The organism is Streptomyces sp. SudanB5_2050 (assembly GCF_964272335.1).
Classification (GTDB): domain Bacteria; phylum Actinomycetota; class Actinomycetes; order Streptomycetales; family Streptomycetaceae; genus Streptomyces; species Streptomyces rochei.
Genome location: NZ_OZ186760.1, coordinates 793,643 through 816,275 on the forward strand (window position 1 = coordinate 793,643; position 22,633 = coordinate 816,275).

20 protein-coding genes are annotated in these 22,633 nt (G+C 72.8%); 16 read left to right on the top strand and 4 right to left on the bottom strand.

The genetic code is table 11. The annotated features are described in order from the left end of the window. Positions 1–218 precede the first annotated feature (218 nt). The 8 genes from ACFZP7_RS03270 (at position 219) to ACFZP7_RS03305 (ending at position 7,432) form a co-directional block, all read left to right on the top strand. Positions 219–2,033, top strand: coding sequence for an ATP-binding protein (locus tag ACFZP7_RS03270; protein WP_385633803.1), 1,815 nt, complete (start codon positions 219–221; stop codon positions 2,031–2,033). Beyond that, positions 2,030–2,437 (top strand): roadblock/LC7 domain-containing protein, encoded by a 408-nt coding sequence (locus ACFZP7_RS03275; RefSeq protein WP_019324171.1) that lies wholly within the window; start codon positions 2,030–2,032, stop codon positions 2,435–2,437. Before ACFZP7_RS03270 ends, ACFZP7_RS03275 begins: the two co-directional genes overlap by 4 nt. Next, on the top strand, positions 2,434–2,781 hold the full coding sequence (locus ACFZP7_RS03280; protein ID WP_019324170.1) for a DUF742 domain-containing protein: 348 nt from the start codon (positions 2,434–2,436) through the stop codon (positions 2,779–2,781). The genes ACFZP7_RS03275 and ACFZP7_RS03280 overlap by 4 nt, the downstream gene beginning before the upstream one ends. Further along, a complete protein-coding gene (locus tag ACFZP7_RS03285) occupies positions 2,762–3,379 on the top strand; it encodes an ATP/GTP-binding protein (RefSeq protein ID WP_385633804.1) in 618 nt (205 codons plus the stop codon). The genes ACFZP7_RS03280 and ACFZP7_RS03285 overlap by 20 nt, the downstream gene beginning before the upstream one ends. Continuing rightward, positions 3,376–4,635: a cytochrome P450 gene (locus tag ACFZP7_RS03290; protein ID WP_019324168.1), complete on the top strand. Its 1,260-nt coding sequence runs from the start codon at positions 3,376–3,378 to the stop codon at positions 4,633–4,635. The genes ACFZP7_RS03285 and ACFZP7_RS03290 overlap by 4 nt, the downstream gene beginning before the upstream one ends. Further along, positions 4,632–5,855 (top strand): cytochrome P450, encoded by a 1,224-nt coding sequence (locus tag ACFZP7_RS03295; protein ID WP_127441937.1) that lies wholly within the window; start codon positions 4,632–4,634, stop codon positions 5,853–5,855. Before ACFZP7_RS03290 ends, ACFZP7_RS03295 begins: the two co-directional genes overlap by 4 nt. A gap of 136 nt (positions 5,856–5,991) precedes the next feature. Continuing rightward, entirely contained in the window at positions 5,992–6,393 is a 402-nt protein-coding gene (locus ACFZP7_RS03300) for a hypothetical protein (RefSeq protein ID WP_019324166.1), read from the top strand. A gap of 241 nt (positions 6,394–6,634) precedes the next feature. Beyond that, positions 6,635–7,432 (top strand): hypothetical protein, encoded by a 798-nt coding sequence (locus tag ACFZP7_RS03305; protein ID WP_019324165.1) that lies wholly within the window; start codon positions 6,635–6,637, stop codon positions 7,430–7,432. A 98-nt stretch (positions 7,433–7,530) separates the two neighbouring features. Here ACFZP7_RS03305 and ACFZP7_RS03310 read toward each other — a convergent pair whose 3' ends face one another. The 3 genes from ACFZP7_RS03310 to ACFZP7_RS03320 form a co-directional block, all read right to left on the bottom strand. Next, positions 7,531–8,577, bottom strand: a complete 1,047-nt coding sequence (locus ACFZP7_RS03310) for an SDR family oxidoreductase (RefSeq protein ID WP_062136140.1) — start codon at positions 8,575–8,577, stop codon at positions 7,531–7,533. After that, positions 8,574–10,376: a thiamine pyrophosphate-requiring protein gene (locus tag ACFZP7_RS03315; RefSeq protein ID WP_030973549.1), complete on the bottom strand. Its 1,803-nt coding sequence runs from the start codon at positions 10,374–10,376 to the stop codon at positions 8,574–8,576. Before ACFZP7_RS03315 ends, ACFZP7_RS03310 begins: the two co-directional genes overlap by 4 nt. A 122-nt stretch (positions 10,377–10,498) precedes the next feature. Further along, entirely contained in the window at positions 10,499–11,566 is a 1,068-nt protein-coding gene (locus tag ACFZP7_RS03320; protein WP_019324162.1) for a LacI family DNA-binding transcriptional regulator, read from the bottom strand. Positions 11,567–11,771: 205 nt separating this feature from the next. Between ACFZP7_RS03320 and ACFZP7_RS03325 the strand changes: the two genes are divergently transcribed. The 7 genes from ACFZP7_RS03325 (at position 11,772) to ACFZP7_RS03355 (ending at position 20,990) form a co-directional block, all read left to right on the top strand. Further along, a complete protein-coding gene (locus tag ACFZP7_RS03325) occupies positions 11,772–12,698 on the top strand; it encodes a carbohydrate ABC transporter permease (RefSeq protein WP_019324161.1) in 927 nt (308 codons plus the stop codon). Between the two features lie 6 nt (positions 12,699–12,704). Next, complete coding sequence (locus ACFZP7_RS03330) at positions 12,705–13,655, top strand: carbohydrate ABC transporter permease (RefSeq protein WP_385633805.1); 951 nt, start codon at positions 12,705–12,707, stop codon at positions 13,653–13,655. Positions 13,656–13,741: 86 nt separating this feature from the next. After that, the gene (locus ACFZP7_RS03335; protein WP_019324159.1) at positions 13,742–15,082 is read left to right on the top strand and encodes an ABC transporter substrate-binding protein; all 1,341 of its coding nucleotides are present in this window, start codon (positions 13,742–13,744) and stop codon (positions 15,080–15,082) included. Positions 15,083–15,136: 54 nt separating this feature from the next. Then, positions 15,137–17,182, top strand: a complete 2,046-nt coding sequence (locus tag ACFZP7_RS03340) for a beta-galactosidase (protein ID WP_385633806.1) — start codon at positions 15,137–15,139, stop codon at positions 17,180–17,182. Between the two features lie 133 nt (positions 17,183–17,315). Beyond that, positions 17,316–19,361 carry a glycoside hydrolase gene (locus ACFZP7_RS03345; protein ID WP_385633807.1) on the top strand — a complete coding sequence of 682 codons (2,046 nt, stop codon included), beginning with the start codon at positions 17,316–17,318 and terminating at the stop codon, positions 19,359–19,361. Positions 19,362–19,447: 86 nt separating this feature from the next. Further along, entirely contained in the window at positions 19,448–20,152 is a 705-nt protein-coding gene (locus tag ACFZP7_RS03350; RefSeq protein WP_385633808.1) for a sugar O-acetyltransferase, read from the top strand. A gap of 46 nt (positions 20,153–20,198) precedes the next feature. Continuing rightward, the gene (locus tag ACFZP7_RS03355) at positions 20,199–20,990 is read left to right on the top strand and encodes an SAM-dependent methyltransferase (protein WP_385633809.1); all 792 of its coding nucleotides are present in this window, start codon (positions 20,199–20,201) and stop codon (positions 20,988–20,990) included. Positions 20,991–21,032: 42 nt separating this feature from the next. Here ACFZP7_RS03355 and ACFZP7_RS03360 read toward each other — a convergent pair whose 3' ends face one another. Continuing rightward, complete coding sequence (locus ACFZP7_RS03360; RefSeq protein WP_019324154.1) at positions 21,033–21,218, bottom strand: hypothetical protein; 186 nt, start codon at positions 21,216–21,218, stop codon at positions 21,033–21,035. Positions 21,219–21,376: 158 nt separating this feature from the next. On the opposite strand from ACFZP7_RS03360, the gene ACFZP7_RS03365 reads away from it, so the two are divergent. After that, on the top strand, positions 21,377–22,555 hold the full coding sequence (locus ACFZP7_RS03365; RefSeq protein WP_030973563.1) for a spore photoproduct lyase family protein: 1,179 nt from the start codon (positions 21,377–21,379) through the stop codon (positions 22,553–22,555). Positions 22,556–22,633: the final 78 nt, after the last annotated feature.

Below are 22,633 nucleotides of genomic sequence, written 5' to 3' on the forward strand. Positions count from 1 at the left end.
GTGACCCCGTCCCCGGCGCGGCTGGACGCGCGGCACGCGACGGATCACGAACCCTGGATATTTGAGCGAAAGCCTACTCAACGAGATCACTAACTCCCCTATAGTGATCGCCTGTTGCGTGCCGTGTGACAGTTCTCGGTGCGTATCCGCGTATCCGCGTATCCGCCCCGAAGGACGACAGGAAGGCCGCCGACGGCGGCCTGGCGAGGACCCGATTGATGACCGCGCCCGCCCGCTCAGGCGACCGCCCCGCTCTCCCTCCCCTCGTGACCGTCGCCCTGCCGTGCGCGGTGGTGTCGGCACTCGCCGTCGGCGGGGCCGTCGCCGCGGCGCCGTCCTCGGTCCGTGTTCCACTCGCCCTCGGGGCGAGCGCCGCGGCGATCCTGCTCTGTGTGGCCGTGACCGTGGCCGTGCACGCCGTGCGGTCGGAACGGGCCACGCGCCGGCTGCTGGACGCGGCCCGCGCGGACGCCGAGGCACTCGTGCGGGACCGGGCAGGGCTGGCCGAGCGGGCCGCACGGGAGCAGGAGGCGCTGCGCGCGGAGGCCGAGCGCGAACGGGACCGGCTCCTGGCGGAGTTCGACGGGGAACGCCGCCGTCTCGCCGACGGGTTCGATCAGGAGCGCAGGCGGCTCGCCGAGGACTTCGAGCGGGAATCGGACCGGCTCACCGCGGACTTCGCACGGGAGCGGGCGCTGCTCACCGAGGAGCGAGACCGGGAAGTCGCCCGGCTCACCGAGGAGACCGCGCGGTTGCGGGCCCGGCTGGACCGGGCGACCGGCGAGCGGGCCGCCGCCGTGTCGGCGACCGCCAACGCGGCCGGCCGGATGCAGGCGCTGGCCACCGGGATGCTCGCCGACCTGCGGGCCATGGAGGAACGGCACAGCGACGAGGACGTCCTCGCCGACTTGCTGCACCTCGACCACCGCACCGCGCAGGCCGGCCGGCTCGCCGACTCCGTCGCCGTCCTCACCGGGGCCCGCTCGGGGCGCCGCTGGGCGCGTCCCATCGGCATGGAGTCCATCCTGCGCGGGGCCATGGGCCGCATCGCCGGCTACCAGCGGGTGCGGGTGCACGCGGCCGGCGACGCCTCGGTCGCCGGGCACGCCGCCGAGGGCGTGATGCACGCGCTGGCCGAACTCCTGGACAACGCCGCGAACTTCTCGCCACCGACCGCCGAGGTCCACGTGTACGTCGAGGAGGTGCCCGCCGGCGTCATCGTGTCCGTGGAGGACAGCGGGCTGGTGATGGGCGAGGTGCAGTTGCGCCGGGCCCAGCAGGCGGTGTCCGGGGAGTCGGCCGGGCTCGGCGGACTGACCGGGACCCGGCTGGGCCTCGCCGTCGTCGGCCGGCTGTCGGCCAAGTACGGGCTGAAGGTCTCCTTCCGGCCGTCCGCGCGCGGCGGTACCGGCGTACTGATGCTGATCCCCCGGGACATCCTCGGCACCCCGGCCGTCGCGCCGGCACCGACGCCGTCCGCGGCTGCTCCGGCGCCCCCGCCGCCCGCGGCGCCGTCGCGGACCGGCGTACTACCAACCACGCCGCAGGAGGCCCGCTTCCCCGCCGGACCGGCGCTCACCGGCCCCGACTCCCCCACGCCCCCACCGACCGAGGTCGGCTCCTCGCCCGCGGCCCGGGAGCCCGAGCCGGTGCCCTCGCACGAGTCCGCGGGCCGGGAGGGCGGGCCGGTGCCCTCGCACGAGTCCGCGGCCCGGGAGGGCGGGCCGACGGCGCCGGCCGAGGCCGCCGGGCTGCCCAGGCGCCGCCGGGGCCGCACCCTCGCCGCCGCCGAACGCGCACGGGCGGGCGCCCGGGACGCCGCGCCGCGCACCGCCCCGTCCGCCGACGACGCGAAGACACGCGCGGCCCGCTTCAGCAGCTTCCGCCAGGCCGTACGGGCCGCCGGTCCCACCGGCCCGGAACCGCGGGACGACGCCGCGCCGGCGGACCGCACCGACCCCACCCCGACCGAGACGGCCCCCGACCACCCGTCCCACTCGCACGCGCACCCGGAAGGCGACACCACTCCATGACCGGCTCGACCACCGCCGACGACAAGCTCACCTGGCTCATCGAGGGCCTCCTCGAGCGCACGCCGGGTGCGCGGCACGCGCTCGTCCTGTCCCGGGACGGCCTCAAGCTCTGCCGCACCCCCGAGCTGTCCGTGGACCAGGCCGACCAACTGGCCGCGATCGCCGCCGGCATCCAGTCGCTGTCCCACGGCGCGTCGGTGGAGTTCGGCGACGGCAGCGGCGGGGTGCGTTCGGCCATGACCGAGTTCTACGGCGGCATCCTGTTCATCGTGGAGGCGGGCGAGGGCGCGCACCTGGCCGTCGTCACCTCCGAGGACGCGGACGCCGGGCTCGTCGGGCACAACATGAGCGAGCTGATCGAGCAGCTCGGCGAGCACCTCACCGCACAGCCCCGTACGTCATGAGCCGCCCCGGCAGGGACGACGCCCCCGACCGCCTGTACACCCTCACCCAGGGGCGCAGCCGGTCGGGTCCGGACAACCCGTTCGACCTGGTCACCCTCGTCGTCGCCGAGTGCGAACCGGCGCCCGGCATGCAGTCGGAGCACACGGCGATCCTGAGGATGACCGAGGCGCCCACGGCCGTGGTCGAGATCGCCGCCGAGCTGCGGCTCCCGGTGAGCATCACCAAGATCCTGCTCGCCGACCTGCACGCCGCGGGCCGCGTGAGCGCGCGCCATCCGCGCACGGCAGCCGTCCCCGATCCCGACATCCTGGAGCAGGTGCTCGTTGGACTCCGCAACCTCTGACGCCCGCGCCCCGCTGGGCGCGTCCGCCGACAACGGCCTGAAGATCGTGGTCGTGGGCGGCTTCGGCGTCGGCAAGACGACCATGGTCCGCTCGGTCAGCGAGATCCGCCCCCTCAACACCGAGGAGACGATGACGCAGGCCGGCGAGGCGGTCGACGACATCAGCGAGGTGCGCGGCAAGACCGCGACGACCGTGGCCTTCGACTTCGGCCGCATCAGCCTCGACGCGCGCAACGTGCTGTACCTGTTCGGCGCGCCCGGACAGGAGCGGTTCTGGTTCCTGTGGGACCGGCTGTTCTCCGGCACGCTCGGCGCGGTGGTCCTCGTCGACACCCGGCGCATCGACGACTCCTGGTACGCCATCGACCGGCTGGAGCACCACGGGACGCCGTTCATCGTCGCCTGCAACGACTTCGGCGGCCCCCGGCACGCGCCCGAGACGATCCGCGACGCCCTCGACCTGGACCCCCGCGTGCCGCTGGTCTTCTGCGACGCCAGGTCGCGGGAGTCCGGCAAGCAGGTGCTGATCACGCTGGTCGAGCACCTCCAGGCCCACTACGCCGGCCGGGCGGGCCGGCCCCGACAGGAGTTCGTGTGAGCACCGACGCCAGCGACGCCACCGGCGTCCCCGACACCGCGGACGCCGTGCCGCTGTCCGGCCCGCGCTTCCGGACCGACCCCGCCCTGCTCTACCGGCGGATGCGGAGCGAGCACGGCGCGGTCGCCCCGGTGCTGCTGGACGGGGACGTGCCGGCCTGGCTGGTGCTGGGCTACCGGGAACTGCACCAGGTGACCGGCGATCCGGTGCTGTTCAGCCGGGACTCGGAGCTGTGGAACCAGTGGGAGAACATCCCCGACGACTGGCCGCTGCTGCCGATGATCGGCCGTCGGCAGCCGTCGATCCTGTACACGGTCGGCGAGCGGCACCGCGTGCGCGCGGCCATGATCAGCAACGCGTTGGAGGCCGTGGACCCGCACGTGCTGCGCGGCCACGCCGAGCGGTTCGCCGACGAACTCGTCGACCGGCTCTGCGCCGAGGGCGAGGCCGACCTCGTGGGCGACTACGCCATGCTGCTCCCGGTCCGCGTGCTCGCCCGGCTGTACGGCTTCTCCGACGAGGAGGGTCCCGCGCTGGTCACCGCCCTCAACGACATGATCGACGGCCGGGAGCGGGCCATCGCCGGGCAGCGGCACCTCGCCACGTCGATGGCCGCGCTCCTCGCCGACCGGAAGGCGGCGCCCGCCGACGACGTCGCCTCCCGGATGCTGGCCGACGAGGGCGGCTTCAGCGAGGAGGAGGTCGCCCAGGACCTGATGGTGATGCTGGCCGCGGGCCACCAGCCGACCGCCGACTGGATCGGCAACTCGCTGCGCCTGATGCTCACCGACGACCGTTTCGCCGCGTCCCTCTTCGGCGGCCGCAACAGTGTCGCCGAGGCGATGAACGAGGTGCTGTGGGAGGACACCCCCACGCAGAACGTGGCCGGCCGCTGGGCCACCCGCGACACCCGGCTCGGCGGGCGCCGCGTCCGCGCCGGCGACCTGGTGCTGCTCGGACTGCAGGGCGCCAATTCCGACCCGCAGGTCCGCACCCACGGCTCCGCGCTCACCGGCGGCAACAACGCCCACTTCTCCTTCGGCCACGGCGAGCACCGCTGCCCCTTCCCCGCGCAGGAGGTCGCCGAGGTGATCGCCCGCACCGGCATCGAGGTCGTGCTCGACCGGCTGCCGGACATCGACCTGGCGGTGCCCGCCGCCTCCCTCACCCGTCGCCCCTCGCCCTGGCTGCGGGGGCTGACCGAGCTGCCCGTGCGGTTCACTCCGACCCCTGCCCCGAAAGGCGCGTCAGCATGACGACCGGCATCGAAGAAGCGCGGATCCCGCTGGACCCGTTCGTCACCGACCTGGACGGCGAGAGCGCCCGGCTGCGCGCGGCGGGACCGCTCGCCGCCGTGGAGCTGCCGGGCGGCGTGCCCGTCTGGGCGGTCACGCACCACGCGGAGGCCAAGGCCCTGCTGACCGACCCCCGGCTGGTCAAGGACATCAATGTGTGGGGGGCGTGGCAGCGCGGTGAGATACCCGCCGACTGGCCGCTGATCGGACTGGCCAATCCCGGCCGCTCGATGCTCACCGTGGACGGCGCCGAGCACCGCCGGCTGCGCACCCTGGTGGCGCAGGCGCTCACGGTGCGCCGGGTGGAGCACATGCGGGGACGGATCACCGAGCTGACCGACCGGCTGCTGGACGAGCTGCCGGCCGACGGCGGCGTCTTCGACCTCAAGGCGGCCTTCGCCTACCCCCTGCCGATGTACGTCGTCGCCGACCTGATGGGCATCGAGGAGGCGCGGCTGCCTCGGCTCAAGGTGCTGTTCGAGAAGTTCTTCTCGACGCAGACACCCCCCGAGGAGGTCGTCGCGACCCTCACCGAGCTGGCCGGGATCATGGCCGACACGGTCGCCGCCAAGCGCGCCGCTCCCGGCGACGACCTGACCAGCGCCCTGATCCTGGCCTCGGAGAACGGCGACCACCTCACCGACGAGGAGATCGTCTCCACGCTCCAGCTGATGGTGGCGGCCGGTCACGAGACCACGATCTCGCTGATCGTGAACGCGGTGGTCAACCTGTCCACCCACCCCGAGCAGCGCGCCCTGGTGCTGTCGGGCCGGGCCGAGTGGTCGGCGGTGATCGAGGAGACGCTGCGCTGGTCCACGCCGACCTCGCACGTCCTGATCCGCTTCGCCACCGAGGACGTCCCGGTCGGCGACCGGGTGATACCCGCCGGGGACGCGCTGATCGTGTCGTACGGCGCGCTGGGCCGGGACGAGCGGGCGCACGGACCGACCGCGGGCGAGTTCGACATCACCCGCGACTCGCCGAGCCGGCACATCTCCTTCGGGCACGGCCCGCACGTGTGTCCGGGCGCGGCCCTGTCCCGGCTGGAGGCCGGGGTGGCGCTGCCCGCGCTCTACGCCCGCTTCCCGCGCCTGGACCTGGCGGTGCCGGCGTCAGAGCTGCGCAACAAACCGGTGGTCACCCAGAACGACCTGTTCGAACTGCCGGTCAGGACGGCCTAGCGCCGCCCGGCCCGGACCCCTACCGTCACCCGTGGGGCGTTTGCTCCCCGCCCTGCGGGTAACTCCGGCATTCCGGACACCGGTCCACCGGAGTCGGCACGGTCGTCCGGCATTGTCCGGCATTCCGGGAGGCGCCATGTGGAAGCGCAAGGGCAGGAAGGGCCGTCGGGCGGCGAAGCCGGTCCCCGTGGAACTGTGCGACCTGTGTGCGAGGGTCTTCCCCGAGGACCGGTCCGTGCGCGGTTACGTGCCGGACTCGTCCGCGGCGCGGGTGGCGCACGAGTGGTGCGACGGGCTGCGGCTCATCACCGCCTGCTGCGACGAACACTTCGACGTGATCAAGGACGGCTACGCGCACCGGCCCTTCGTGGAGGAGGAGCTGTGGGCGGCGAAGCTCACCCGGGCGCTGACCTCGGGCCCGTCGGAGCTCTCCATGGACCAGCTCGGCTGCCGCACCGGTCTCCAGGAGCCGCAGATACGGGCGGCCATCGCCTGGCACAACGAGCGGATGCGCGAGCAGCAGCGCACCGACCCCTGACCCGGGCCGCGGGTCCCGCCCGGTACGCGGCCTCGTCCGGGAAGCCGGTGGCCGGCCGGTCCCGGGGGTAGTCGGCGCCCCGCTCTCCCGGCCCGCTGTCCGAGGGCCGGTTCCCCGCGCCGGCGAGCCCGTGCGGGGGCCGTCGCCGGGCGTCCGGGTGGTGTCACGTTTGCCGGGGCCCGCCCGGGGTCACTCAGTTGCGCGTCCGACAGCCGCGGAAGGACCGCCCGAGGAGCACCCCGTGAACCGGTTATGGCAGCCGTTCCACCGTGCGTGGGACCGGCTGGCCGCGTCCTCCCTCGTCCGGCGCGGCCGGGACCTGGAGCTGATGCACCGCGCCATGGGGTTCGCCACCCTCGCCCTGGTCACGCTGGCGCCGCTGCTGATCGTGGTGGCCGCCTTCGATCCCCTGGGAGGCGGCGGTTTCGCGTCGTGGCTGGCCGACGGCATGGGACTGTCCGGACGGTCCGCCAAGGTGCTCACCGACATCATCAGCCCGCCCACCAAGGTCATCGGCACCACGAGCGTGTGGGGCGGCATCGCCCTCGCGGTGTTCGGCGTGTCCTTCGCGGCGAGCGTGCAGAACGGCTACGAGCGCATCTGGGAGCTGCCCTCCGGCCCCTGGCACCGGGTGTGGCGCCAGCTGACCTGGGTCATCGTGCTGACCTGCTACCTCTACCAGGAGGTGCAGACGCGCACCGCGCTGCACGGGTCGGTGCGGATCGCGCTGTCGACGGCGACGGGCATGCTGTTCTTCTGGTGGGGGCAGCACTTCCTGCTCGGCAGCCAGGTCCGCTGGCGGGACCTGCTGCCCGGAGCCGTCGCGACCATGATCGGCCTCATCGGCCTGCGGGGCTTCTCGTACCTGGTCTTCACGCCGCTCATCCTGGACAACGCGATCAGCTACGGCACCGTGGGCATCGTGCTGGTGGTCGAGTCCTGGCTGATCGGCGTCGGGTTCGTCGTCTTCGGCGGCGCCATGGTCGGCCACTGGTTCTGCGAGCACCACTGGTGGACGCGCACGATCGACCGCGAATGAGCCGCCGCCTCCCCGGCCGGCCCGCCCCGCACCGGGAGGACGGGCCTCGACGGGGAGGGCCCTACGGCCGGGAGGGCGGGGTCGGCGGGCAGCGCGCCCTACGGCCGGGAGCGCCGGCGGATGCCGTCGGCGAGTGCCGCGGCGGCCGTCCCGGACACGGCGGCGGCCAGGGCGAGCGGCCGGCGGTGGCGCGAGAGCCAGAACTGGAGGCTGCGCGGATGGGCCTCGTCGTCGAAGATCCCGTGTGCGCCGTAGTCGGCGGGGGCGGTGTCGTCCGGCGGCTTCCACAGGTTGACCGGCCGGCCGGGGTCGACGGGCTCGTCGGTCTGCTGCCCGTCGTAGCCGGTCCGGGCCAGGTAACGGTCCAGGAGGCCCGGAGCCACCATCTGGCCCAGCAGGGTGGCGACGGTGGAGCCGCCCACCCAGTACTCGCGCCGCTCGGGACGGTCCGCGGCGTGCAGGACCGCACGGGCGGCGACCTCGGGCTGGTAGACGGGGGCCACCGGGCGCGGGTGCCGGGGCAGCCGGGTCAGCACCCAGCTGAACTGGGGCGTGTTGAGTCCGGGCATCTGGACCATGGTCACCCGCACGCCGCTCCGGTCGTGCAGCAGCTCGCAGCGCAGGGACTCGGTGAACCCCTGGATGGCGTGCTTGGCCCCGCAGTAGACCGCCTGGAGCGGGACGCTGCGCCGGGCCAGGGCCGATCCGACCTGGACGATCGTGCCGCGGTCGCGCGGCGTCATGCGCCGCAGGGCGGCCTGGGTGCCGTGCACGAAACCGAAGTAGGTGACCTCGGTGGCGCGCCTCAGCTCGTCCGGCGAGAGGTCCGCGACCGGCGCGAAGACCGTCGAGAACGCGGCGTTCACCCACACGTCGATCGGGCCGAGTTCCTCCTCGACCCGGTCGGCCGCCGCGTCCACGGCCTCGGCGTCGGAGACGTCCACCACCAGGGGCAGGGCGCGTCCGCCGGCCTCCCGGACCTCCTCGGCCGCCCGTTCGAGGGCGTACTCGCCGCGGGCGAGGAGGGCCACCGAGGCGCCGCGGGCGCCGAAGGCCCGGACGGTGGCCCGCCCGACGCCGCCGGTCGCACCGGTGACGACGACGACCTCGGTCCCGTTCCCGCCCCGGCGCCGGACGCCCCTCACTTCTTGCCCCGGCCGGGAAGGTGCCCGGCGTACTCGGTGAGCTTCTGGCGTACGCCCCTGGTGGCGATCCCGGTGGCCTGCGGGTCGTGCAGGGCCGCCTTGACGGCCTTCTTGCCCTGCTCCTTCATGATGTGCGGCGGGATCGGCGCGATCTCCGCGTCGACCTTGAACTCCAGGACCACGGGCCGGCCGGCGGACAGTGCCTCGTCCCAGGCGTCGCCCACCTTCTTGGGGTCGGCGCAGACGATGCCCTTGAGGCCGAGGAGTTCGGCGTAGGCGGCGTAGGGGACGTCGGGGATGTCCTGCGAGCCCGGGTACTTGGGGTCGCCCGCCATGGCGCGCTGCTCCCAGGTGACCTGGTTGAGGTCCTGGTTGTTGAAGACGCAGAAGACCAGCGGGGCCGGTCCGGACAGGCGGTCCAGATACCGCTTGACGGTGATCATCTCGTTCATGCCGTTCATCTGGAACGCGCCGTCCCCGACGAAGGCGATCACCGGCCGGTCCGGGTAGGCGAACCGCGCCGCGATGGCGTACGGCGTGCCCGGGCCCATCGTCGCCAGGGTGCCGGACAGCGAGGCGCGCATGCCCTGGCGGAGCTTGAGGTGGCGTGCCCACCAGTTGGTGCCCGAGCCGGAGTCGGCCGTGAGGATGACGTCGTCGGGCAGGCGGGAGGAGAGTTCGGCGGCGACGGCCTGCGGGTTGATGGTCCTGCCGAAGTGCTCACCGGCCCAGCGGTCGGCCAGGTCGTGCCACTCCCGCACGTCCTTCTCGATCTTCTCCCGCCAGCCGCGGTCCTTCTTGCGCCGGAGCAGCGGGATCAGGGCGCGCAGGGTCTCCCGGGAGTCGCCCACCAGGTGGGCGTCCATGGGATAGCGGATGCCGATCATCCGGCCGTCGATGTCGATCTCGACGCCCCTGGCCTGTCCCTCCTCGGGCAGCCATTCCGCGTACGGGAAGCTGCTGCCGACCATCAGCAGGGTGTCGCAGCCCTTGATCATCTTGTCGCTGGCCTTGCTGCCCAGCAGGCCGATGGGTCCGGTGACGTACGGCAGGTCGTCGGGCAGCACCTCGCGGCCGAGCAGCGCCTTGGCGACGCCGGCGCCGAGCAGCTCGGCCACCTCCATGACCTCGGCCTCGGCGTCGGCGGCGCCCTGGCCGACCAGCATGGCGACCTTGTCGCCCGCGTTGAGGACGTCGGCGGCCCTGCGCAGCTCGTCGTGGTCGGGCAGGACCCTGGGCCGGCTCCACCCCACGCTGGAGAAGACGGAGCCGTGCTCCCGGGGCGGGGAGGGCATGGCGTCCTCCTCCTGCACGTCGTTGGGGATGATGATCGTGGCGACGCCCCGGGTGGTCAGCGCGGTCTTGAAGGCACGGTCGATCACGTGCCGGGCCTGTCCCGGGTGCACGATCATCTGGCAGTACTCGGAGACGTCCGCGAACAGCTGGTCGAGGGCGATCTCCTGCTGGTAGTGGGTGCCCAGCGAGAGCCGCTTCTGCTGCCCGACCACGGCCACCACGGGCTGGTGGTCGAGCTTGGCGTCGTAGAGGCCGTTGAGCAGGTGGATCGCGCCCGGTCCCGAGGTGGCGACGCAGCAGCCCACCTCGCCGGTGAACTTGGCGTGGGCGCAGGCCATGAACGCGGCCGTCTCCTCGTGCCGCGCCTGGATGAACTCCGGGTCGCCGTCGGCCCGGTCGAACGCGCCGAGCAGGCCGTTGATGCCGTCGCCCGGATACCCGTACACCCGCTGGACGCCCCACTCGGACAGGCGCTGCAGCACGAAGTCGGCGACTTGGGTCATGGGGCCCTCCCGGGGCACGAGGGGACAACGGGTCGGGTTGTGGGGTTGCCTGCCCGACCGCCCGTAAACCGGACGGCGCTCCCCTCGTCCCGACCGGGCGCCGCCCGCCGTCCCCCGGGGCGTCAGCGCGGCGGGGGCGCCGTGCTCGCCCGGGTCACCAGCCGGGTCGGCACCAGCGTCGTGCCCCGCTCCGGGCCGTCCTGACGCATCTTGCGCAGCACCGCCTCGACGCACAGCCGTCCCACCTCGGCGAAGTCCTGGTGGACGGTGGTCAGCGGCGGCAGGAAGGAGCCGGCCTCGGGGATGTCGTCGAAGCCGATGACGCTGACGTCCTCGGGGACCCGTCGCCCGTGCTCGTGCAGGGCGCGCATCAGACCGAGGGCCATCTGGTCGTTGGCCGCGAAGACGGCCGTACACTCCTCGCGCGCGGCGAGTTCGAGGCCGGCCAGGTAGCCGGACCGCGCCGACCAGTCGCCCCGGACCAGGGGCGGCACGGTGCGGCCGGCCTCGGCGAGGGTGCGCCGCCAGGCGTCCGTGCGGCGCTGGGCGGCGAAGGAGTCCTCGGGCCCGCCCAGGTGCCACACGGTCCGGTGCCCGAGGTCCAGCAGGTGGCGCACGGCGGCGCGGGTGCCGCCGGCCTGGTCGGTGTCGACGACCGTGTAATGGTCGCCGGCGTCGGAGTCGACCACGACGACCTGGACGTGGGGCGGCAGGGTGAGGGTGGCGGCGTCCAGCAGATGGACCTCCATGATGACGATCACCGCGTCGACGGCCAGTTCCTCCAGCCGGGAGAAGGCGCCGCGCACCTCGTCCTGGGTGGGGACGGCGACCGGCAGGAGGGTCACCGCGTACCCCTCGCCCGCCGCGGAGGTGGCGATGGCCTCCAGGGTCCGTACGTTGCCGGTGGTCGCCAGCGAGAAGGTGATGACGCCGATGGTCCGGAACTCGCCGCGTTTGAGGGCCCGGGCCGCGCTGTTGGGCCGGTAGCCCAGCTCCTTCATGGCCGCCAGCACCTGCTGCCTGGTCTCCTCGGTCACCCCGGCGTAGCCGTTGGAGACGCGGGAGACGGTCTGCGAGGAGACCCCCGCCAGCCGCGCCACGTCCGCCATGGAAGCGGTGGGCACCCGGCCGCCGCGCCGGCGCCGCACGCCCGCTCCCCGCGGGTCCGCGACCCCCTCAGCCGTGTCCACTTGTCCTCCGCCACCTCTCCGCAACTGCCCGGGCCCCGGCTCCCGAAGGACCCTTGACCGTCGTCCTCGGGGCAGTGTAGACATGCCGCCACCAGATGTTTACGTAAACATAACAGCCCGCCCACGCCTCTGAAGCACCCTTCGCGCTGCGCGATGTTTACGCAAACATGCCGTGGCTCCCGTACCCGCACGAGCGAGGAACGACATGACGACGCTGCAACCGCCGGCCGCCGCCGCGCCGCGGCCGGCCCCACCCCGGGCGAGGCGTGACCGCCGCTCCTGGACGGGGTGGGGCTTCCTCGGCCCGTTCGTGGCCGTGTTCGCCCTGGTGTTCCTCGCGCCGATCGCCTACTCCGTCTACCTCAGCCTCTTCCGCGACCGGCTCATCGGCGGCACGACCTTCGTCGGCCTGGACAACTACACGCAGGCGCTGCGGGACGAGCGGTTCTGGGACTCGCTCGGGCGGGTCTCGCTCTTCCTGGCCGTCCAGGTGCCGATCATGCTCGGCATCGCCCTGCTGGTGGCCCTCGCGCTGGACAGCGGACGCCTGTATGGCCGGGACTTCTTCCGCATCTCGATCTTCCTGCCGTACGCCGTGCCCGCCGTGGTCGCCACCCTGATGTGGGGCTTCATGTACGGCACCCGCTTCGGCCTGGTCGGCGACATCAACAGCGCCTTCGGCGTCTCGCTGCCCGACCCGCTCTCCACCGACCTGGTGCTGGCCTCCATCGGCAACATCGTGACCTGGGAGTTCGTCGGCTACAACATGCTCATCTTCTACTCGGCGCTGCGCGTGATCCCGCACTCCCTGTACGAGGCGGCGCAGATCGACGGCGCCGGGCAGATCCGCGTGATCACCGCGATCAAGCTCCCGGCCATCCGCGGCGCCCTGGTGATCGCGACGATCTTCTCGATCATCGGCAGCTTCCAGCTCTTCAACGAGCCCAGCATCCTGCAACCGCTCGCGCCCAACGCCATCACGACCGACTACACGCCGAACTTCTACACCTACTCGCTGTCCTTCAACGGCCAGCAGCACAACTACTCGGCGACGGTCGCCATCGTCATGGGGCTGATCACCATGGTCATCGCCTACGTCGTCCAGCTGCGCGGCATGCGCAAGGGAGTGTGAGCCACGATGACCAGTCCCGTCGTCACCGTCTCCGACCCCGGCGCGGCCACGTCCTCGCGCGGCCCGGGCTCCCCGCCCCGGCTGCGCGCCCCGCGGCGCCGGTACTCCGCCGACCGGCCCCGCCGCAGTGTCCTGCTGACGCTGCTCACCTCGCTGGTCCTGCTGTACAGCCTGGTGCCGCTGGTCTGGCTGGCCGTCAGCGCCACCAAGACGCAGGAGGGGATGTCCCGTTCCTTCGGGCTGTGGTTCGACGACGACTTCGCGCTGTGGGACAACATCGGCCAGACCTTCACCTACGACGACGGAGTCTTCACCCGCTGGCTCCTCAACACCCTGCTCTACGTGGGTCTGGGCGCGGGCGGCGCCACCTTCCTCGCGGTGCTCGGCGGCTACGCGCTGGCCAAGTTCGACTTCCCCGGCCGGCGGGCGGTCTTCGCGGTGGTCATCGGCGCGGTGGCCGTGCCCGGTACGGCGCTGGCGGTCCCGACCTTCCTGATGTTCAGCAAGATGGGCCTGACCGACACCCCCTGGGCGGTGATCGTCCCGTCCCTGATCTCGCCGTTCGGCCTGTATCTGATGTGGGTGTTCGCGAGCGAGGCCATCCCCACCGAGCTGATGGAGGCCGCCCGGATCGACGGCGCCGGAGAGGTGCGCACCTTCTTCCGGGTCGCGCTGCCGCTGCTGGCGCCCGGCATCGTCACGGTCCTGCTCTTCACCATGGTCGCGACCTGGAACAACTACTTCCTGCCGCTGGTCATGCTGAAGGACCCCGACTGGTACCCCCTGACCCTCGGTCTGAACAGCTGGAACTCCCAGGCCGCGACCGCCGGCGGCGAGGCCGTCTTCAACCTGGTGGTCACCGGGTCGCTCATCACCGTCCTGCCGCTGATCGCCGCGTTCCTGCTGCTGCAGCGGTACTGGCAGTCCGGACTCGCCGCCGGAAGCGTCAAGGAGTAGGCCCGGCAGGCCCCTCCCCCCGTCCCCCAGCCCCGCCAACCCTCAACGGTGCCGGTCCCGGCCCACGAAGAAGTGGAAGCTCGCCCATGCACAAGCACTCGCGCCGCCTGCTGCGCGGCATCGGCCTCGTCTGCGCCCTCGCCCTGGGGGTGACCGCCTGCGGCTCCGACGACGGGGAGTCCGGCCGCGAGACGGTCTCCCAGGAGGACATCCGGGCCGCCCTGGAGAAGGGCGGCACCCTCACGGTCTGGGCGTGGGAGCCCACGCTGAAGCAGGTGGCCGCCGACTTCGAGAAGGAGCACCCCGGCGTCGAGGTCGACCTCGTCAACGCGGGCACCAACGCCGACCAGTACACCGCGCTGCAGAACGCGATATCGGCGAAGAAGGGCGTCCCCGACGTCGCGCAGATCGAGTACTACGCGATGGGCCAGTACGCGCTGACCGAGCAGCTCACCGACCTCAAGGGCTTCGGCGCCGACAAGCTCTCCGGCACCTTCTCCCCCGGCCCGTGGAACGGTGTGAAGGCCGGCGGGGACGGCGTCTACGCCCTGCCGATGGACTCGGGCCCGATGGCGCTGTTCTACAACAAGAAGGTCTTCGACAAGTACGACATCGCGGTGCCCACCACCTGGGCCGAGTATCTGGACGCCGCCCGGAAGCTGCACAAGGCCGACCCGAAGGCGTACATCACCGCCGACACCGGTGACGCCGGATTCGCCACCAGCCTGCTCTGGCAGGCCGGTTCGCGCCCCTACACGGTGAACGGCACCGAAGTGAAGATCGACTTCTCGGACCAGGGCGCAAAGACCTTCACCGACACCTGGCAGAAGCTCATCGACGAGAAGCTGCTCGCCCCCGTCACCAGCTGGACCGACGACTGGTACAAGGGCCTCGGCGACGGCACCATCGCGACCCTGGCCACCGGCGCCTGGATGCCCGCCAACCTCGCCTCGGGCGTGAAGGAGGCCGCCGGTGACTGGCGCGTCGCCCCGCTGCCGCAGTGGACCGCGGGCGCCACGGCGAGCGCGGAGAACGGCGGCAGCGCCCTCGCCCTGCCGGAGCTGGGCGGGGACGAGGCGCTGGCGTACGCCTTCGTCGAGTACGCCAGCGCCGGAAAGGGCGTGCAGACCCGGCTGGCGAACGGAGCCTTCCCGGCGACCACCGCGGACCTGGAGTCCGCCGAGTTCCAGAACACCGCGTTCCCCTACTTCGGCGGCCAGAAGGCCAACGAGATCTTCGCCGAGTCGGCCGGGAACGTCGCCGACGACTGGTCGTACCTGCCGTACCAGGTGTACGCCAACTCGATCTTCAACGACACCGTCGGCAAGGCGTATGTCTCGGGCACCACGCTGGCCGAGGGCCTGAAGTCCTGGCAGGAGGCGTCGGTCAAGTACGGCACCGAGCAGGGCTTCACCGTCGAGAAGTAGCCGAGAAGCAGCCGAGAACAGCCGACGCAGCACACCGGAAGGACCTGGACCGCCATGATCTCCACCCTCCTGTCCCGCCTCTCTCGCGGGACGGACGGCGCGCCCGCCCCCCGCCTCGCCTACGGCGCCGACTACAACCCCGAGCAGTGGCCCCGGGAGGTGTGGGAGGAGGACGTACGGCTGATGCGCGAGGCCGGCGTCAACATCGTGTCCGTGGGCATCTTCTCCTGGGCCCGCGTCCAGCCCGCCGCCGACGTGTGGGACTTCGGCTGGCTCGACGACGTGATGGACCTGCTCCACGCGAACGGCGTCGGCGTCGACCTGGCCACCGCCACCGCCTCCCCGCCGCCGTGGCTGACCACCGCGCACCCGGAGATCCTGCCGGTCACCGACCGCGGGGAGACCCTGTGGCCGGGCGCGCGCCAGCACTGGCGCCCGACCTCGCCGGTCTTCCGCGAGCACGCCCTGCGCCTGGTCCGGGAGCTGGCGACCCGCTACGCCGGCCATCCGGCCCTGGTCGCCTGGCACGTCAGCAACGAGCTGGGCTGCCACAACGTCTACGACTACTCCGACGACGCCGCCCGTGCCTTCCGCGACTGGCTGCGCGGACGGTACGCCACCCTGGACGCCCTCAACCACGCCTGGGGCACGGCCTTCTGGTCCCAGCGCTACAGCGACTGGGAGCAGATCCTGCCGCCGCGGCTGGCCGCCTCCCACCCCAACCCGACCCAGCAGCTGGACTTCAAGCGCTTCTCGTCGGACGCCCTCAAGGACCACCTGCGGGCGGAACGGGAGATCCTGCGGGAGCTGACGCCCGACATCCCCGTCACCACCAACTTCATGGTGATGCCCGGCATCAAGGGCATGAACTACGCGGACTGGGCCGCCGAGGTGGACTTCGTCGCCAACGACCACTACGTGGTGCCCGGCCCCCGGGACCGCGACGAGCTGTCCTTCTCGGCGAACCTCACCAGCGGCATCGCGGGCGGGCGGCCCTGGTTCCTGATGGAGCACTCCACCAGCGCGGTGAACTGGCAGCCCGTGAACCTGGCGAAGGAGCCGGGCGAGCTGGCCCGGGACTCGCTGACGCACGTCGCGCACGGCGCCGACGCGGTCTGCTTCTTCCAGTGGCGCCAGTCGGCGGCGGGTGCCGAGAAGTACCACTCGGCGATGGTCCCGCACGCCGGGGCGGACAGCGACCTGTTCCGCGCGGTCACCGCGCTCGGCGACACGCTGAGGACGCTGGCGCCGGTGGCCGGGTCCGAGCGGGAGCCCGCCGAGGTCGGCATCCTCTTCGACTGGGAGTCCTGGTGGGCGAGCGAGCAGGACTCGCACCCCACCTCGCTGCTGGACTACCACCGGGAGGCGCTGGACTGGTACTCGGCGCTGCTGTCCCTCGGCATCCGGGCCGACGTCGTCCCCACCGGCGCCGACCTCGGCCGCCACCGCGTGGTCATCGCCCCCGTGCTGCACCTGGTCACGGCCGAGCTGGCCAAGGAACTCACCCGGTACACCGAACAGGGCGGGCACCTGGTCACCACGTACTTCTCCGGCGTCGTGGACGAGAACGACCACGTGTGGCTGGGCGGTTACCCGGGTGCGCTGCGGGACCTGCTGGGCATCCGCATCGAGGAGTTCGGTCCGCTGCCCGACGGGCGGACCGTGGAGGTGGAGGGCGTGGGCAGCGGCGCGCTGTGGACCGACCGGATCACCGTGACCGCGCCCGGGACCGAGGTACTGGCCCACTACGGCACCGGCGCCCAGGCGGGCCGCCCGGCCGTCACCCGGCGCGCGACGGGCGGCGGATCGGCCGCCTACGTCTCCACCCGGCTCGGCGCGGACGGGCTGGCCGCCCTGCTGCCGCGGCTGCTGGAGCCGGCCGGGGTGGGGAGCGACCTGCCCGCCGAGGTGCGCGGCCGGGTCGAGGCCACCGTGCGCCGCGGTCCCGGCGGACGGTTCCTGTTCCTGGTCAACCGGACCGACGAGACGGTGGCCGTCCCGGGGCTCACCGGTCAGGTCCTGGCCGGCGGCACCGGTGACGAGGGGGCCGTCGTCCTGGCCCCCCGGGGCGTGGCCGTGCTGCGCACGACCACCGGCTGAGCCACCCGGCTCCGACGCGACACCCACCGACTCCCCGGAGCGGCACGCCCTGCTCCGGGGCCACCCCCTCCTGCCCGCGCAGCGGGCGGCGGGGGCCACCGCAGCGACCACACCTTCCAGTTGGGAGCACACGATGGCACGCCGTACCCGCAGCAGACGCCTCCTGACGGGCGCAGTCCTGACCGCCATGGCCACGGGGGCCTCCCTGATCGGCGTTCCCGCCCAGGCGGGACCGGACGCGGCACCGGACGCCGCCTCCGTCACCGTCCGGCCGGACCCGTCGTACCGGCAGGAGCCGTTCCAGGGATGGGGCACCAGTCTGGTCTGGTTCGCCAACGCCACCGGCGACTACCCGCCCGAGATCCGCGAGAAGCTGGCCCGGCTCCTCTTCGACGACGACGGTCTGGCCCTGAACATCGCCCGCTACAACATCGGTGGCGGCAACGCCCCGGACGTGAAGGACTATCTGCGGGCCGGCGGCGCCGTGGAGGGCTGGTGGAAGGCGCCCGCGGGCACCACCCGCGAGGACACCGACTGGTGGAGCGCCGACGACCCGGCCGACTGGAACGAGGACGCCGACGCCACCCAGCGCTGGTGGGTGGAGCGCATCAAGGACGACATCGACCACTGGGAGACGTTCAGCAACTCCCCGCCCTGGTTCATGACCGTCAGCGGTTACGTCTCCGGCGGCTTCGACTCCTCCGCCGACCAGCTGAAGACCGAGTCGGTCGACGACTTCGCCGCCTATCTGGCCGGCGCGACCGAGCGGCTGGAGCGGGCCGAGGGCATCGAGGTCGACACCGTCGACCCGTTCAACGAGCCCAACACCCCTTACTGGGGCACCCGGCTCGGCGCGGACGGCGAACCCGTCGGCGGCCGGCAGGAAGGGGCGCACATGGGCCCCGAGCTGCAGCGCGAGGTCCTCCAGGCCCTCGCCCCGGCGCTGAGGGAGGCGAAGGTCGGCGCGGACATCTCGGCGATGGACGAGACCAACCCCCAGACCTTCGCGAAGAACTGGAGCGCCTACTCCCCCGCCGACCGCGCGCTCGTCGGCCGGATGAACGTCCACACCTACGGCACCGGGCAGCGCACCACCGTCCGGGACCTCGCCAAGGCGGCGGACAAGCCGCTGTGGATGAGCGAGGTCGGCGGCGACTGGGGCGACGGGCAGGACTTCGAGGACATGCGGCCCGGCCTCGGCCTCGCCCAGCACATCGTCGACGACCTGCGCGAACTGGAGCCACGGGCCTGGGTGTTCTGGCAGCCCGTCGAGGACTACGACAACATGAAGCCCGGCGGCGAGTCCGAGAAGGGCGGCAACTGGGGCAGCATCCAGCTCCCCTTCGACTGCACCGCCGAGGACACCCTGGAGACCTGCCCGATCCGGACCAACACCAAGTTCGACACCGCCCGCAACTTCACCCACTTCATCAAGCCCGGCGACCGGCTCATCAAGACGGACGACACCTCCAGCGCCGCCGCCGTCACCCGCGACGGCAAGGGCGCCTCGGTGATCCACGTCAACCGCACCACCGAGGCCCGCACGGTCACCCTCGACCTGTCGAAGTTCCGCGACGTCAGCCGCGGGGCCACCGTCACGCCCGTGGTGACCAGCGCGGACGGCAAGCTGGAGAAGCGGTCCCCGATCAGGGTGAGCGACCGCGCGGCCACCTTCACCGTGCCGGCGCAGTCCGTGACCTCGTTCGCGATCAAGGGCGTCTCCGGCGTCGCGAAGGACGCCCCGCTGCTGCGCAAGGGCCACACCTACACGCTGACCGGCGCGCAGAGCGGCAAGGCCGTCACCGTCGCGGCGGACGGCAGGGGCCTGGTCCTCGGTGACGGGACCGGCACGAGCGACCGGCGGTGGCGGCTGAGCGCGGTGCGCCAGGACGGCGGCGTCCGCGACCGCTACGTCTTCACCGACCCGGGGAGCGGCACACGGCTGGCCGTACGCGACGACGTCCCGGTCGCCGAACCCGACATCGGCCGGCGCGACCGTGCCACCGAGTGGATCATGTCGACCACCGGTGACGGCACCTGGACCCTGGTCAACGCCGCCACCGGCCGTCTGCTCGAGGTCGGCGGCCAGGCGACGCACGAGGGCGCGGCCGTCACGACCTGGCCGCCCAACTCCGGCGCGAACCAGCGCTGGACGGTGACCGACGTGTCCGCCGGCTGATCCCCGACCGCCCGCGAAGGGTCCCGTCCGCACGGCCGCCGGCCGTGCGGACGGGACCCGTACGCCTACCGCACGAGAGGGACGACATGACCATGGACCCCCGCGAACGGGACGTACGCCGCAGGATGGCGGCGCACCGGCTCTACGCGGACGGCGCGCCCGGCCTGGAGGGCCTGGCGGAGGAACGGACGCGGGGCAAGGAGCTGGCGGACACCTACAACCGGACCGGCGCCCGCGACGAGGAGGGCCGCGGCGCGCTCCTGAGGGAGCTGCTCGGCGCCGTGGGCACGGGCGTGTGGATCGAGCCGCCGCTGCACGTGGCCTACGGCAGCCGCGTGCGTCTGGGCGACGACGTGTACGCCAACTTCGGCCTCACCCTCGTCGACGACGTCGAGGTCTTCGTCGGGGACCGGGTGATGTTCGCGCCGCACGTGACCGTGAGCACCACCGGGCACCCCGTCCATCCGGACCTGCGCCGGGACGGCACCCAGTTCTCGGCACCGGTGCGCATCGAGGACGACGTGTGGATCGGGGCGGGCGCCCAGATCATGCCGGGGGTCACCGTCGGGCGGGGCTCGGTGGTCGGCGCGGGCAGCGTCGTGACGGCGCATGTGCCGCCCATGGTGGTGGTCGCCGGGGCCCCGGCGCGGGTGATCCGCGAGATCACCGACGCCGACCGGGAGTGGGCGTACCGGCCGCCGCGCACCGCGCGCCGGGCGGCGACCGACCGGCCGGGCTCAACTCCCGCCGCCCGCGCCGCACATGACACCGATGGCGGAGCAGTACGATGATCGCGCATCGCGGCGGAGCGTCATCTCTCGGACCACGGAGCCTGCCATGACCACGGACCACTCCCAGCACCCGGTGATCGACACCGGCCGGGCCCACCCGGCGCGGGTCTACGACTGGCTGCTGGGCGGCAAGGACAACTATCCCGTCGACGAGGCGGTGGGCGAGACCCTGCCGCCCGAGGCGCGGGACGCCGCGCGGCAGAACCGCGCGTTCATGAACCGCGCGGTGGCGCATCTGGCCGCCCGGGGAATCCACCAGTTCCTGGACATCGGCACGGGCATCCCCACCGCCCCGAATCTGCACCAGATCGTCCAGCGGACGGTGCCCTCGGCCAAGGTCGTCTACGCCGACAACGACCCGATCGTGCTCCGGCACGCCCAGGCCCTGCTGGTCAGCAGTCCCGAGGGTGCCACCGACTACATCCAGGCGGATGTGCGCGAACCGGACGAGATCGTGCGCCACGCCCGCCAGGTCCTGGACTTCGACCGGCCGATCGCGCTGTCGCTGATCGCCCTGATGCACTTCGTCACGGACCAGGAGGACGCCCACGGCATCGTCCGCGGACTGGTGGCGACGCTGCCCCCGGGCAGCCACCTGATCCTCTCGCACGCCGCGATCGACCTGTTCCCGGAGCTGGCGGAGCAGGTGATCGCCCAGTACGCGAAGGGCGGCATCGAGCTGGGCTTCCGCACCCGGGCCGAGGTGGCGCGCTTCTTCGACGGTCTGGAGATGCTCCCGCCCGGCCTGGTCACGGCCACGGAGTGGTACGGCGAGGGCCAGGAGCCGCCCGCGCCGCAGGAGAGCGGCATCTACGCGGGTGTGGCGCGCGTCCCCTGACGCGCGGGCGCGCAACTGCCCGGCGCGGGCGTGCGCGGTGGCTCAGCGGCGGCGCCCGCGCGCCGCCCAGCCGCTGCCGATGCCGGCGACGTGCAGGGCCAGCAGGGCGAGGCCGACGAGCATGACGTTGGTCGAGGTGAAGATGTCGTTGGTCGAGACCTCCGCCGCGTTGATCAGCCAGGCGATGAGGAACAGGACCGCCGCGATGATGGCGAGCACGGTGTACATCCCTTCGGATCGGGGGCACCGGGCCGGTGCCGTGTCACGCGTATGCCCCCGACGAGGGGCGTGACACGGCCGGCGACCGCGTTCACTTCGTACAGTGGAGGGACGGGGACCGGGCGGCCACCGCCGGGCCCCACCGCACCCTCGCACCCGGAGCACGCATGCACGACCCGTCCACGCCACCGGACGACGGCTCCGGCACCCTCTTCGGCCTCGACGCCCTGGCGCCCGGCCCGCCGTCCGCCGCGCCCGCCGGACCGCTCTTCCGGGACTCTCCCGCCGCCCGCCGTCTGCTGCCGGTCCGCGAGATCCACGCCGAACCGGCGGCAGCGGCGTCCGCGCGCGGTCGGCAGGTCCTGGCGCGCTTCCCCGAGGCCCGCGTCGTCGAGGTGGACTCCCACTGGCGCATCCCCGGCCTGCACGGCAACGAGGGCCGGGTGGAGCGCTGGGTGCGAGTGAAGGGCGAGACCCTGGTCCTGGGCGAGAAGAAGACGCTGACCACCCGTCCCAACGGCCGCTCCGCGGACTGGATCGCCCCCGGCGCCTCCAACGGCTGCGCGATGGCCTGCGCCTACTGCTACGTGCCCCGGCGCAAGGGGTACGCCAACCCGGTCACCGTCTTCACCAACATCGACCGGATCATCGCCCACCTCGGCCGGCACATCGCCCGGCAGGGCCCCAAGCCGGAGCCGAACCAGTGCGACCCCGAGGCCTGGGTCTACGACGTCGGCGAGAACGGCGACTGCTCGGTGGACGCCCTGATCTGCGACAACACGGCGGACCTGGTGCACGCCTTCCGGCAGTGGCCGACGGCCAAGGCGTCCTTCGCGACGAAGTTCGTCAATCCCGACCTGCTGGCCCTCGACCCGCGCGGCCGGACCCGCGTCCGCTTCTCCCTGATGCCGCCGGACGACTCCCGGCTGCTGGACGTGCGCACCTCGCCGGTCGCCGAGCGCATCGCCGCGGCGGCCGACTTCCTGGACGCCGGGTACGAGGTCCACTTCAACCTCTCCCCCGTGGTGGTGCGGCCGGGCTGGGAGAGCGCCTGGGCGGAGCTGCTGCGGCAGCTCGACGACGTGCTGCCGGACCGGGTCAAGCGGCAGGCCGCCGCCGAGGTGATCATGCTGACGCACAACCGGGAGCTGCACGAGGTCAACCTCGGCTGGCACCCGCGCGCGGAGGAGGTGCTGTGGCGGCCGGACCTCCAGCAGGCCAAGCGCTCCGAGAACGGCGCGCTGAACGTGCGTTACCGGGTCGGGGTCAAGGCCGAGGCGGTGGCCCGGGTCCGGGCGCTGGTGGCCGCCCACGCGCCCTGGTTGCGCATCCGGTACGCCTTCTGAAGGGGGCTCCTGGCGAAAACCCGTCTGTCGCACGGGAGTTGGAAGCGTCCCCCGAAACGGCCGGACGGGGGCCGGGCG

What these genes read in the sequence shown, in the direction of transcription:
- ACFZP7_RS03330 (WP_385633805.1), top strand. Translation starts at nt 12,705, where the DNA reads ATGACCAGTCCCGTCGTCACCGTCTCCGACCCCGGCGCGGCCACGTCC.
- ACFZP7_RS03345 (WP_385633807.1), top strand. Translation starts at nt 17,316, where the DNA reads ATGGCACGCCGTACCCGCAGCAGACGCCTCCTGACGGGCGCAGTCCTG.
- ACFZP7_RS03360 (WP_019324154.1), bottom strand. Translation starts at nt 21,218, where the DNA reads ATGTACACCGTGCTCGCCATCATCGCGGCGGTCCTGTTCCTCATCGCC.
- ACFZP7_RS03280 (WP_019324170.1), top strand. Translation starts at nt 2,434, where the DNA reads ATGAGCCGCCCCGGCAGGGACGACGCCCCCGACCGCCTGTACACCCTC.
- ACFZP7_RS03355 (WP_385633809.1), top strand. Translation starts at nt 20,199, where the DNA reads ATGACCACGGACCACTCCCAGCACCCGGTGATCGACACCGGCCGGGCC.
- ACFZP7_RS03350 (WP_385633808.1), top strand. Translation starts at nt 19,448, where the DNA reads ATGACCATGGACCCCCGCGAACGGGACGTACGCCGCAGGATGGCGGCG.
- ACFZP7_RS03300 (WP_019324166.1), top strand. Translation starts at nt 5,992, where the DNA reads ATGTGGAAGCGCAAGGGCAGGAAGGGCCGTCGGGCGGCGAAGCCGGTC.
- ACFZP7_RS03340 (WP_385633806.1), top strand. Translation starts at nt 15,137, where the DNA reads ATGATCTCCACCCTCCTGTCCCGCCTCTCTCGCGGGACGGACGGCGCG.
- ACFZP7_RS03275 (WP_019324171.1), top strand. Translation starts at nt 2,030, where the DNA reads ATGACCGGCTCGACCACCGCCGACGACAAGCTCACCTGGCTCATCGAG.
- ACFZP7_RS03325 (WP_019324161.1), top strand. Translation starts at nt 11,772, where the DNA reads ATGACGACGCTGCAACCGCCGGCCGCCGCCGCGCCGCGGCCGGCCCCA.
- ACFZP7_RS03365 (WP_030973563.1), top strand. Translation starts at nt 21,377, where the DNA reads ATGCACGACCCGTCCACGCCACCGGACGACGGCTCCGGCACCCTCTTC.
- ACFZP7_RS03315 (WP_030973549.1), bottom strand. Translation starts at nt 10,376, where the DNA reads ATGACCCAAGTCGCCGACTTCGTGCTGCAGCGCCTGTCCGAGTGGGGC.
- ACFZP7_RS03335 (WP_019324159.1), top strand. Translation starts at nt 13,742, where the DNA reads ATGCACAAGCACTCGCGCCGCCTGCTGCGCGGCATCGGCCTCGTCTGC.
- ACFZP7_RS03295 (WP_127441937.1), top strand. Translation starts at nt 4,632, where the DNA reads ATGACGACCGGCATCGAAGAAGCGCGGATCCCGCTGGACCCGTTCGTC.
- ACFZP7_RS03270 (WP_385633803.1), top strand. Translation starts at nt 219, where the DNA reads ATGACCGCGCCCGCCCGCTCAGGCGACCGCCCCGCTCTCCCTCCCCTC.